At 46.8% G+C, this 12663-nt stretch carries 10 protein-coding genes; all 10 read right to left on the reverse strand.

Annotation, left to right across the window (positions count from 1 at the left end):
• A partial coding sequence (locus QUA02_RS06170; RefSeq protein ID WP_333026067.1) for a DUF4347 domain-containing protein occupies positions 1 to 3964 on the reverse strand: 3964 nt, incomplete at its 3' end.
• Between the two features lie 248 nt (positions 3965 to 4212).
• Positions 4213 to 4461 (reverse strand): hypothetical protein, encoded by a 249-nt coding sequence (locus QUA02_RS06175; RefSeq protein ID WP_333026068.1) that lies wholly within the window; start codon positions 4459 to 4461, stop codon positions 4213 to 4215.
• Positions 4462 to 4583: 122 nt separating this feature from the next.
• A complete protein-coding gene (locus tag QUA02_RS06180) occupies positions 4584 to 5489 on the reverse strand; it encodes an ABC transporter ATP-binding protein (RefSeq protein ID WP_333026069.1) in 906 nt (301 codons plus the stop codon).
• A 241-nt stretch (positions 5490 to 5730) separates the two neighbouring features.
• Positions 5731 to 6504 (reverse strand): ABC transporter permease, encoded by a 774-nt coding sequence (locus tag QUA02_RS06185; RefSeq protein ID WP_333026071.1) that lies wholly within the window; start codon positions 6502 to 6504, stop codon positions 5731 to 5733.
• A 425-nt stretch (positions 6505 to 6929) separates the two neighbouring features.
• The gene (locus QUA02_RS06190) at positions 6930 to 7970 is read right to left on the reverse strand and encodes a hypothetical protein (protein ID WP_333026072.1); all 1041 of its coding nucleotides are present in this window, start codon (positions 7968 to 7970) and stop codon (positions 6930 to 6932) included.
• 616 nt (positions 7971 to 8586) lie between these two features.
• Complete coding sequence (locus QUA02_RS06195; RefSeq protein WP_333026073.1) at positions 8587 to 9219, reverse strand: hypothetical protein; 633 nt, start codon at positions 9217 to 9219, stop codon at positions 8587 to 8589.
• Between the two features lie 222 nt (positions 9220 to 9441).
• A complete protein-coding gene (locus QUA02_RS06200) occupies positions 9442 to 10467 on the reverse strand; it encodes an ABC transporter permease (protein WP_333026074.1) in 1026 nt (341 codons plus the stop codon).
• A gap of 229 nt (positions 10468 to 10696) precedes the next feature.
• The gene (locus QUA02_RS06205; protein WP_333026076.1) at positions 10697 to 11041 is read right to left on the reverse strand and encodes a hypothetical protein; all 345 of its coding nucleotides are present in this window, start codon (positions 11039 to 11041) and stop codon (positions 10697 to 10699) included.
• Between the two features lie 45 nt (positions 11042 to 11086).
• On the reverse strand, positions 11087 to 12145 hold the full coding sequence (locus tag QUA02_RS06210; protein WP_333026110.1) for an RNA-guided endonuclease InsQ/TnpB family protein: 1059 nt from the start codon (positions 12143 to 12145) through the stop codon (positions 11087 to 11089).
• On the reverse strand, positions 12069 to 12647 hold the full coding sequence (locus QUA02_RS06215) for an IS607 family transposase (RefSeq protein ID WP_333026111.1): 579 nt from the start codon (positions 12645 to 12647) through the stop codon (positions 12069 to 12071). The genes QUA02_RS06210 and QUA02_RS06215 overlap by 77 nt, the downstream gene beginning before the upstream one ends.
• Between the last annotated feature and the right edge of the window lie 16 nt (positions 12648 to 12663).

Raw genomic sequence — 12663 nt, forward strand, 5'->3', positions numbered from 1 at the left:
GTGTTCCCGATGGAGTTGGTGTTCCCGATGGAGTTGGTGTTCCCGATGGAGTTGGTGTTCCCGATGGAGTTGGTGTTCCCGATGGAGTTGGTGTTACCGATGGAGTTGGTGTTACCGATGGAGTTGGTGTTACCGATGGAGTTGGTGTTACCGATGGAGTTGGTGTTCCCGATGGAGTTGGTGTTCCCGATGGCGTTGGTGTTACCGATGGCGCGGGTGCAGGTGCGGGTGCAGGTGCGGGTGCGGGTGCGGGTGCGGGTGCGGGGGCCGGTGCGGGTGCGGGTGCGGGTGCAGGTGCCGCAACATTAACGTTAAAAGTTCCTAAACTAGCTGCAACAGCAAGATTGCCTAGACTATCTTTAACCTGACTTGCTTGCAACTTAACAGTGTAAGTTCCATTATCAGTATCATCCCAACTTGCGCCTGGAGGAGTAAATGAATAAGTCGCTGTCCGAGGCGTACCATTACTATTAGTATCGACACTGACAAAAGTAGCAGGAATGTCACCGCCTGACCAATTGATCAAAACATCAGAACTATCCAAACTTGAAACATCGACAGCATTATTATCACTGAAAGTGACAGTCAAAGTTTGACTGGTTCCTCCCGCTGTCGTAATATCAGCAACAGCATTTAAACTGCCAGTTGGCGGAGTTTTATCAATGTCATAAACTTGTCCCGTTAAGTTACCATTGCCAGCAGTTGCACCGCCTAATGCCACTCCCAAGCTATTTTTTATGCTGTCATCATCAACTAAATTTAATCCTATTGTACCGCTGCCCGTACCTGTGTTAACTTGCAATTGGTAAGTCTTAGCATCAACAGCAGTTAAACTGCCAATAGTTGCACCAGTTACAACAGTTGGTACTAAAGTAAAGTCAGAAACGTCAACGCCTGTTACATCTTCTGAGAATTTAATTTCGTAGGTGGCGGTAGCCGCAGCAGTGGGAGATGTAGCGAGGCGGTTGATGGATGTAACTATGGGGAAGGTGTTGTTATAAACAATGGTATTGTCTGTACTGGTACTAGCGGTATTGTTATTACCTGCTGTATCGGTAACGCCGTTAGCTTTGATGCTGGCAATGACGTTGCCGTTGCCTGTCATGCCGTTGACTGCTACGTTGTAAACGGAACCGCTACCTGTAATAGTTGGTGCTAATGTTCCCGTTGCTGTACTGGTAGTTAAGTCGATATCACTGGCATCGAAACCTGTGACTGCTTCGCTAAAGGTGACGGTAAAGTTGATAGGTAACGTTGCTGTCGGGTCGGTTTGTGCTGCTGCTTGATTTATGGTGACAGTTGGCACAATTCCATCTATTACTATGGCTTTATTTGCACCCAAAGAGTTAGCGGCTGCGGGTGCAGGTAATGTTAAAATGGCATCAGCAGTGGCAGCATTCTTAATAGTTCCGCCACTTAAAGATAAGGCAGTTGTGGAAAGATAGTCTAAGTCAGCGCTGTTATCGCCTGCTGCTACTGCGTACCGGAATGTCAAGGTGTTGCTACCTGTTCCTGAAAGATAACTGGCGACGGGTGTTGCACCTGCTAAACTTAGTTGCGGCGTACCCGTGACGTTGACGATTTGTGAGAATTGAACGGTGATGTCGATGTTTGTGCCGATGCCGTAAGTCCCGTCTGCTGTGGTGGCGCTGACGCTGGTAATGGTAGGAGGGGGGTTAATGGTGATGTTGGCGGTTTCGGTGGCTGTGCTGAAAACGCTGGATGTGGTGTTATTGGTTTGGTCTGTGGTGTAGTTAGCGGTAGTGCCATTGGTTCCAACTATTCGATCCCAGGCGGCAAAGGTAATGGCGTTGGCGACAGTACCGCTGTAACCTGTATTGGGAACAAACCGGAGTTTTGTATTAGCATCACTAGCTAATAGTAAGGCGTTGGTGGCAGAAACGGCTGGGGCGTTTGTCCAGGTTGTGCCACTGTTGGTGGTATATTGCCAAGTGCCGTTAGCGGTGTCTAATGCGGTGATGGCGATGCCTTGGGATGCGCTGGCGTTGGGATCGGTGATTTTTGTGCCGCCGAGGTTGGCGATGATGGTGGAGATTAATGTGCCTGTACTGGCGCTGTCGTTTTGGTTTTGGGCGTTGAGGGTGGGTGTGCCGGAATTATCGAGGGCGGGGGAGTCGTTGACTAAAACGGTGACGGTGGTGGGGGTGGAGACGATGCCGTCGGTGGCGGTGTATTGAAAGGTGTCTACGCCGTTGAAGTTGGCGTTGGGGGTGTAGAGGATGTCTCTTTTGGGGTCGAACACGATCGAATTCGACGAGACAAGAGCATTCGCATTGGGGTTAAAGGTGGCATCGGCGACACCTGTGGTAGGGTTTAATTTGGCGATTCTGTTGCGGGTACTGCCACCGATGGTGATGAATTGGCCGCCCACTATGGGGTTGCCACTACTGTCTAGGGCGATCGCTAAGACCTGAAAACTCGCATTCGGGTTGAAGGTGGCATCGGCGACACCTGTGGTGGCGTCTAATTTGGCGATATTGTTGCGGGTACTGCCACCGATGTTGGTGAAATAGCCGCCCACTATGAGGTTGCCACTGCTGTCTAGGGCGATCGCATTGACAATATTACTCGCATTGGGGTTGAAGGTGGCATCGGCGGCACCCGTGGTGGGGTCTAATTTGGCGATTCTGTTGCGGGTACTGCCACCGATGGTGGTGAAATCGCCACCGACTATGGGGTTGCCACTGCTGTCAAAGACGATCTCAAAGACAGTAAAATTCGCATTCGGGTTGAAGGTGGCATCGGCGGCACCTGTTGTCGGGTTTAATTTGGCGATTCTGTTGCGGGTACTGCCACCAATGTTGTTGAAAAAGCCGCCCACTATGAGGTTGCCACTGCTGTCTAGGGCGATCGCATTGACAATATTACTCGCATTGGGGTTGAAGGTGGCATCGGCGGCACCCGTGGTGGGGTCTAATTTGGCGATTCTGTTGCGGGTACTGGCACCGATGGTGGTGAATAAGCCGCCCACATAGGGGTTGCCGCTGCTGTCTAGGGCGATCGTAAAGACCCGATTATTCGCATTCGGGTTAAAGGTGGGATCGGCGGCACCTGTGGTGGGGTTTAATTTGGCGATATAGTTGCGGGTACTGCCACCGATGTTGGTGAAAGCGCCGCCCACTATGAGGTTGCCACTGCTGTCTAGGGCGATCGCATCGACCTCACTATTCGCATTGGGGTTGAAGGTGGGATCTACAGTGCCATCGCTATTCAATCGAGCGATTCTGTTGCGCGTAACGCCGCCGATGGTGGTGAAAGTGCCACCAACATAAATCCAGTCGTTAATAATCGCTGTACCGTTGGTGGGGGCAGTAGTGATGCTTTGAACTTTCGGTCTTCCGCTACCTGTGTCGTTGGCGAGTACGTCGATGCTAACTGCCGGGGAGTTGACGGGAATAGTTTTGTTGTCGGGGTTGGCGGTGGCCAGTATGTGGCTGTAGGCACTGAGGGTGTTGAGGTTAAATGCTACTGCTGTTTTGATCGGGCCTGTTTGTACTTCTAATTCCCAGTCTCCGCCTAATTCAGCGCTGCCGGTAAGATTAGCTGAGGCGGCGATGTTGGCATCAGTGATTTCACTCAATCGCTTGAGGAAATTTTTGCCTGCTTCTCCTTTTGCTACTTCGCATCCATAGAGTAGGATATCTCCGTTTTCTGTTAGGGCATTTCCCCACTGTTTTAGCCGATCGCTGAAATTTTCTAGGTTATTCTCATTGAGTACGTCAGTACCGAGTTTTAAACTGCCTTCGCTGCCGTGAGAAAGGATATGTACGGCTGCAATATCTTTTTGAGCTGCCAAGGCGTTAGCAATTTGCTCAATACTGCTGCTTTTGTCATCTAAAATGACTATTTTGGCGTTAGCATCTGCGCCGTCTATCAGATTTTGATAATTCTGTACAGAGGAGTCAACGAAAATAACTTGCTTGTTCGCGGTTAATAAATTCATCACTGCTGAAATCCTTTATATCTATCGTTTACATCCAAGTTTCTATCTCACTAAATCTCCCTTATCAATGAGGACTTTAAGAGTGTTTCTGTTTCCCGCAAGCAAATCCACTGAAAAGGGTGGATTTAAGAGGATTGCGACTCCGTAAATCCACTTAAAAAGGTATATTTTAGAGGGTTCTGTTCCCCGTAAATCCACTAAAAGAGGGGAATTGTAATAGAGATAGTCCTGCTATTTGTTGGCTATATCTAAAATAATAAGGCATCAAGTTGCTCAAATAAATCCGGCTGTAAAATTGTTATCTCGTTTTGCTGGAGCATTAAATCAATAACAATGAACACGGAACACTCGTTCTCTTCGCTCATGGCTTCTAATATTTGGACTAAACCCCCCACTGGGCTCGTCATAGCAGCGTGAAAACGGGTATTTTGGCGCAACAAAGCGGCCAGCAAAGTAGAACCTGAGCGTGGTAGTCCCGATCGGAAGTGGGCTTTCACTAGCCTACAGGCAGCAATTAAGGCTTAAAAGTGAGGGAAAGCGGTGCTAAACACGGATTGAAATAGGGATACAAATTCTAAATCTTAGATTGTACAATCAAGCTGCTACGCAGCTTATCTAGTTACAAACCATGTTCGCTCAGTTTTGTCACCTCGACATAAATATGTTCTAACCGCACCGGATACCGAGCGATTGAATCAATAGAAATCCCGTCGAACAGCAAAATAATCTCTTTTAATTCCAAACGTTCCGGCAGCCAAAAAGCTAAATCGCTACCGTAGCGACGGGGAATGAAATTGTACTTTTGGGCACGGGCGATGACTTCAGCTTCTTCCGGGGTTTTTACAACAATAATCTCCTGAGCTGGAATCAGTTTTTGCAACTCCTCCAAACTGCCTTCTGCTACAATACTGCCATTTTTCAAAATACCAATTCTCTGACAAAGACGCTCAGCTTCATCCAACAAGTGAGTTGTCAGCAAAATTGTAATTCCTTCGGATTGCAAGCGCTGAATCAACTCCCAAATTTCATAGCGCGCCTCAATATCCAAACCCGTTGTCGGTTCATCCAAAATTACTAATTTAGGTTGGTGCACCAAAGCTATGGCAATATTCAAGCGGCGCTGCATTCCGCCGCTCAAAGTTTCTACCGGACTCTTAGCTCTATCTGTCAAATTTACTGCTTTTAAACATTGCTCTACTTGATAGCGTCGCTGCTTGCGCTCTAAGCCATAAAGTTGAGCAAAAAAATTGAGGTTTTCCTCGCAACTAAGGCTTTTGTAAAGCAAATTCTCTTGTGGCGCTACACCTATTAACAATTTGGTAGATTCGGAAACACGTGCGCCATTGATAAAAACTTTGCCACTGTCGGCATTTAGCAAATTGCATAAAATATTGATAGTTGTAGTTTTGCCCGCCCCGTTTGGCCCCAGCAAACCGTAAATTTCTCCCGATTGAATGTGGAGTGTTAAATCTTTAAGCACTGAACGCTCGCCGTAGGACTTATTTAGCTTTTCTATTTGCAGCACTGCTTTAATTCTCCCAATTATTAATTATTTGAAAGTACATAAAGTCTTGTATGGTGCGTCATACGAAGCTAGAGAGTGATTGTTTAGGATTGGTTTATCTGACGCACCTTACTAATAATACAGCGTATTCCAGGTTTGTGAAGTGTAGGGACACGGCACTGCCGTGTCCCTACGGGCATCTAACGATAGGCGGGTGTACTTCATAAATGTGGAATCTGCTGTATTAGTTGTGTGATTTCTATTAAAGTCTTCTTTCTACTCTCAACATCCTGCGGTAAGAAAGCCATCCACAGACAATCATAGCAATAGAAAATATGAATAAAAACCAGAAGTGTTCGGAAATATAAGCCAAATCTTTGCCGTCAGCCCATACGCCCATCAGCGCTTCGTTCATGTGATAAATTGGATTGTACTGCGCGAGATCCAGCAGGCTTTTGGGAAACAGCGAAGTCGGTAAGAATGCACCTCCTAAAATCAACAAAGGAACTCCGAAAGCTGCTACTAGGGAGTTGACATCTTCTGTGCGCCTCGCGAATTGGGTGCCGAGAATGAAGCCGACGCCTACATAAGATATAATACTGAGGAGAATAATCGCAATTCCTAGCAGAATAGAGCCTTGAAATTGTGCTCCCAAACAAGAGGCGATCGCGTATACTAGAATTACTTGTCCGATGCCGATGCAACTGTGAGCTAGAAAAATTCCTAAAAAGTAGGAAGTGCCGCTTAGGGGAGAAATAAATAGGCGTTTGAGAGTATGCTGTTCTCGCTCTGCTACGACTGTTGCGACACTCCCGCCGAGACAGCTAAAAAATAAGGCGGCTCCTACTAAACTTGCAGGTGCGGCAGTTTCAAAAGCTTTTGCTGTTGTCAGATTAGCTCGTTCTTTTAAAATCAAACCGTTAATTACCAAGATTGAAATCGGAAAAATAGCCCAAAAAACTAAACTCCGGCGTCGCCTTCCCAATTCAATTAAAATTCTCTGTGCTACAGCGAGGGTTTCGTACCAATATTTCATCTTGAATTTGTTAGCATTGTTATTGTCGGAAATTTAAAATTAAAGTTAATAGCCTATGATACCGTCCTTACATAAGGTTGTCAAATAACAGTTCAAAATGTACACCATTGAATTGACATCAGGCAAGGTCGGAGATGGCAATGCCCAAGGCGTGTTAACTCAAGCTTTTCGTCCGCCAGTCCTCCCGCTCATATCAATTCCGGCTGCGCCGGAATGATATAGAGGACACGGCAGTGCCGTTTCCCTACGCCAGATTTATTGTAGGGACACGGCACTGCTGTGTCCTGATTTCGCGTAAGGGGTAAAATCAACCGCATTGGATGATGAAATTATCCTTGCGAGTGCTCTGTTGATACAACCATCGACAACACGGCTATTCAGGACACGGCATTGCCGTTTCCCTACCCCAAAATAATCAATAATTCTTACTTAATCGTAAAGTTCGTACCTCTGTAGCATCCTTGAAAGGAAGTTAAACTTGTGCGGTTTATCTCTTCCAGTTTAGTCACCAGGGAGGGAGAATTACTTTCAGGAGTCGCACCCCACTTGTAGATAAAGTCGCCGATATAGTTTCCGGTTTCTTCGTAGCTGTGCTCTTCAATTGGAATTCCAGAAACTCCTGAAACAGTTTGGTTGTGGTATCCGTTAACAATGATTTTTTCGATAACTGCCCCCGGTTCTGTGGTAATGTTCCATTGCACCGGTTCATAAGCTGAAAGTGCGAGAATTATCGGCTTGTTTCGGCGTTCTACTTTGATTTCGATCGCACTTTTAGATAAATCTCGGTTCTTGTGATCCGCATTAGCTTCGTAAACGCCTATTAAATGAAGTTCTTTATTTCCGCTTGAGGAACCGACATAAGCGGAAAAATCATCGGAACCGCCAAACCCGCAGTTAGCGGCAGAACTAATTGGGGAAACAAAAGCTGTTTTTTCGGCTAGTTTTTGCTGCACCGCCGGTACTACCCAGACTCCGGTTCCGACTCCCAAAGCACCTATCAAAGCTGCCGCGATACCGAAAGGAAGGGCATTTGTCAGGTGGCGAACAACTGGTTTGGCTGTTAGTTGAGATAGGGTTTGCTGCCACGTTTCACCAGTTTGCCGATCGGCATTACCGCCATCGAGACAGGCCAATAAAGCTAAACTTTCCGGCTGTTCGAGCAGACTTTGAACTGCTTTCCCTTCGCCGACGTAAAGATTTCTAGTTTCGCTGTCCAAAAGCAGCCAGTAGCGATCGCCCTCGCCGAGGTTGTACTCTTGTACCGCAGGATCGACTAAATCGTGCTGCAAAAACACCAGCCAAGCCATATTATTGCCAGTGCCGACTGTTTTGCCATCGCTGGAAATAAGTTGGTCTATGTCGGGTTCCCAGCGCCAAGCTACCCAGCGACTATCTCCTCGATAGCCGAGGGATTTTTCCAGTTGCGGATGAGCGGTTATTTCTAAGCGTTGAACTAAGTTTGACACGAGATGTCCTCCTCAAGTGCGTTAGCGAAGCCCTCGCAGAGGATCGGGTCTAGAGGAATTTTGTTGCAATTTAAAACAAATATTTTGCTCATGAAGAGCCTCCGAATAATCGGGTTAATTTTGTCTCGCTAATGTTATCAGTCGGTAGTTTCCGAAGCACACTGGCTTAACCTAAATATGCCTGTTGAATGGCTTAGCTTGAGAAACTTGGAGCTGGCGAGCAACCGCCTGGTAATAATTTTAACCTGTGCGGATAACTAATCCTGTTACGGATTAAAGCTGGCTATCTATCACTGGTTCTACCTGGTTTTCCAGTTTTGAAAGAGTGCTTGGCCGATAGCCTCTACAAGTTCTTAGCTTAACTTTTATTTCGCTACTCTGCTACAAAATATGCCGATCGCACCTAACATCAATATAGCGGTTCTTGGATAGATGAGGTACACAATTCAACTTCAAAAGCTTGACAACACAGGGTTTCGGCGTACTCCATCTTTCTGAGAAAGGCTATTTTACGCAGGTAAATAAATATTCCGGCTTTCTCGCGGGTGAAATATCCCTGAAAAAGAGATGGTTTCAGAGAAACCCGGTTTCTGTGAAAGTTCTGACACTTCGCCGATTATTGGCGCGGGCCATCAATCGCATCTCTAGTCGGTGCAACACCTCCAGGGCCAAAGGAACTCGGCGGCACTCTCGGAAGATTGAGATTGGGATTGGGAACTAAATCGCTGTTGCTGTCGCCAGCAGTTCCACCCGTGGGAGACGCATTATTGGGAGTGGTATAGGGCGAACTTCCCGGATTGAGATTATTGGGATTGGTACTTGGTGAACTTCCCGGATTGGCATTGTTGGGATTGGTATTCGGCGAAGTTCCCGGATTGGCATTGTTGGGATTGTTGGGATTTGCCGTGCCTGTTGGAGTAGTTATCGGCGTGCCGGCAGAATCTCTGGTGATGGCGTTGGGGTTGGCGGCAGCAGCCGGAGCGCCCCCATTGGGGTTATTTGCAGGAGCATTCGCGGGGTTGCCGGCAGCCGGAGCAGTGCTTTGGGGAGCGACGTTGGTGCCGCACAAGCTGACTAAATCAAAAGTTGTGCCGCTTGCGGTTTCGATGAAGCAAACCGGCACGTTTACTCGGGGGTTGGAGGCTCTGGGAAAATCGGCTGTTTCCGGCATGGGACGGCTAAAGGCAGCTTCAGCCATGAGTGGGGTAAAGGCAGCCGATAGAGCGGCGATTGTCCGCAATAATCTCATCAGCGTTTCCTCAAATGTTGAATTTTATTTTCTCCAGTATTGCCCATAAATTGCCAAGTGTCGTCACTCTAAAAGCCGATCGATCTTCTTGACAAATACTTCTAGAGGGCCGCCGCTGGCAGAAACATCTCGCGAACGCAGAAAGTACAGGTATAAAAAGCCGAGAGTGCAACAGTCGCGCATCCGTTGCCTTTGGGCCTTTTCCCTTCTTCCTTGATATTTTTAATACCGAATTCGCGGGTCAACGTAAGCGTTCAAAATATCAATTACAATGCTGGCAATTACAACTATTCCAGCAAAAAACACCACAATACCTTGGACAGTTGGATAATCCCGCAAACTAATCGCTTCGTAAAGGCGATTTGCCAGCCCCGGCCAAGAAAAAGTAACCTCTGTTAAAATAGCACCGCCCAACAGTGCAGCAAAAGTCAATCCTAAGACAGTAATCACCGGAATTAGCGCATTTTTTAGAGCGTGAGCCCATAAAATCTGCAACTCAGGAATTCCGCGAGCTCTAGCTGCTTCGACATAATCTGCTTGCAAAGTTTGCTTGAGATTCACTCTGACAATGCGCTCGAAAATGCCGCTCAAAAGAATCCCCAACGTCAAACTCGGAAGTGCCAAATAATGCAAAGATGTGAGAAACTGACCGGGGTTAGCGCTCAGGAGACTGTCAATAGTGTACAGTCCCGTGTAGCCTTCGGGGGCTGGGAATGTCACGGGAAAGCGAGTTCCCAAGGGAAACCAGCCCAACTGCACCGCGAAAATCAACTGCAAAACCATGCCGGCCCAAAAAGCCGGCAGCGAGTAAGTGATAATGCCAAACAAACGGCCTGCAGCATCGAAAATAGTGTTGGGGCGGGATGCTGCCAGGGAACCGATACTGATGCCGACAATTAAAGCTATGGCCATGCTACAAACTGCTAATTCCACTGTAGCCGGGAAATAGTCTCCGATAATTTGCCACACGGTTTGTCCGCGAGTGGTGATGGAGGTTCCCAAGTTCAGACTGAATAAGTCCTTCATATACTTGAGATATTGCTCCCACAGGGGTGCGTCGAGGCCGAGTTGGGTTCGCATTGCTGCTTTGACGGCTGCGGGAGCTCGCGAGCCGAGAATGGCATCTATGGGGTCGCCTGGAGTGGCCCGCAGCAACAAAAATACTGCTGTGGTGATTGTCCACAACATTAGCGGTGCGAGGAGCAAGCGGACAAAAATATAAGATTGCAGGGCTTTGGAACGAGACATAATATTTGGGAATTGCGAAGAAATCAGTCATTAGTCATTAGTCATTAGTCATTAGTCATTAGGCAGATGTTGAAGGCAGATGGCAGGTGGATGATGGAGGGTGGAAGAAACAGATATTGTATATCTGCAACTTCCCTGTCGCGAATCAGGGTAATTGGGAATTGCTAATAGAATTTTGAGTTGATTTTAGCGAAAAAGCCGATCGACTTTTTCGCATTTCCCGATTTTCCTATTCGCCTAGCAGCGATTCAAATGCGGCTTGCAAAGACTTGATATCGCCTACTCTGGCTACTAACAAGTTTTCGCTGCCGGCATCCTCCAGCCTGTGCTTCCAATACTGGATGCTATCGGAGTTGTTCATCCAGAAACTAATCACGGTGTCTACAACTCGATCGACATCCCAGCCGCGGTTAGGAGAAACTGTCTCCACGGATGCCACAAACGCATCGAGAGTGCACTTCCAGTTTCCCAAGTATTCTACACCCGACGGCTGCTGTTGTTGCAGCAATTCCTGCTGCTGGTTAAAAAACGTTAAAGTTGGAGATACGCCCAGGATTTCAAATGTATAGTTCATGTCATCCGATACCTTTTTGCTAATGTTTACTAACAAACACATAAGTTACGCAGCCAAATGACTTTGTAACCAAGGCGTATCAACCAATGCCCGGAGGAATATCCCACGAGCACCGTTTAGATCCCGGTTCATCTTGTAGCCCGTGGCAGGCGATTTAATAGTTATCGCACTGCCAACTTTCACAATTTCACCAGTCCACGACACTGTTTTAGACGTATAAGCTTCGTTGCAATCAATCACGGTCTTAGAAGATTCCCAAGCTTTCCACTTTAGGAATATCTTGAACTCGTAATGACTTAACGTCAGCATTTGTCTAACTGATTTGTTTCTCAATTTGCGGCGAGATTTAGAAACCATCTGCGAAGTCTCAAACGTTGGCAGCAGAATTACATCAAAGTTATCAACTAAAAATTTAGCCGTTTTGTGATGAAGTTCTTTAACCAGGTTTTTGATTTGGCAACGCAATCTATCTGCTGCTTTTTTGAATCGTTTCTTTTGACGGCTAGGCGCTTTCGATAAGCTTGAAACTAACCTATCTAACTTAAAGCAAAGCTTCTGAAGGAATAGGTTTGAATCATTGCCCAACCAACCATAAGAATCTTCTGAGAAAAATGTCATAAAGGTGCGGACACCCGGATCTAAGGCAACCATCCGACCTTGGTTATCGGTCTGAGATGGTTGCACTTTTTCAGAAACAACTAAGTAATACTCACCATAGGCAAGCGTTACTCGTCCATCACTGTAATCTTTAGGCAGTGGCTCTTTGAGGTGACACTTACCAATAATTGAGTGATAAATACCACAATCTTTTACGGCAGACTTGGGGATATAAATAGATTGCTTTGTATCCTTACGACTGCGGAACTTGCAGATTCTCAACTGACCATCTTTCCCAAACCCTTTTTTTGCAGCCTTAACAGAAAAACAGGCATCTTTGATGGCAATCGACTTGAGCTGAAATGGTACGGATTTTGCCCAATCAGGCAGTCCGTGAAGTATTTCAGTTTTAATTGAGAGCCAACTGGCCTTAGTTCCTGGTTCTTGCAAGTATTTGATGGTCGTATTGTAAACAAAACGGCTTACACCAAACCATTGCTTCAGCAAGGCTTTTTGTTCGGGGTTTAGGAATAGTCGGATCTTCCTTGATTTTCGGGCTGTAGTTTCGCCGGGACTGCATTCTGCAAGAGAAGATGTGAAGGATGGCAAGAAGATCCGCTGTAAGTTCGGATTCTTGGCAGTGAACAGGACTTGAGAGAACCAAGATCGATCCACCGTTTTGTGTTGCCATGAACTCGAATAGTTCAAACCCGAATCGGCAAAATCTGTCTCGTAAGGCAATAACAACCGTGAGTTTGTCACCGCGCATAAATCTGACCAGTAGGGCTTGCAATCCTTTCCTTTTGAATTTAAGTCCCGATCCGATGTCTGGGATGATTTCGGAATCTGGATAACGCTCTGGCATAAATTCGACTTGTTCTCGCTCGACTTGTCGCTGTTTGGTAGAGGTAACTCGGCAATAGCAGATAGTGGCAGACTCAGTTGCATCGCAGCGATCGGACTCAACTTTGTAAAGGCGTTGTCCTGCTTCGTTCTTGATGCTTTTAATCTTCCCGTCATCGGCG

This window comes from Microcoleus pseudofavosus SVA1_A4, assembly GCF_036700565.1.
In the GTDB taxonomy this organism is placed as follows: domain Bacteria; phylum Cyanobacteriota; class Cyanobacteriia; order Cyanobacteriales; family Microcoleaceae; genus Microcoleus.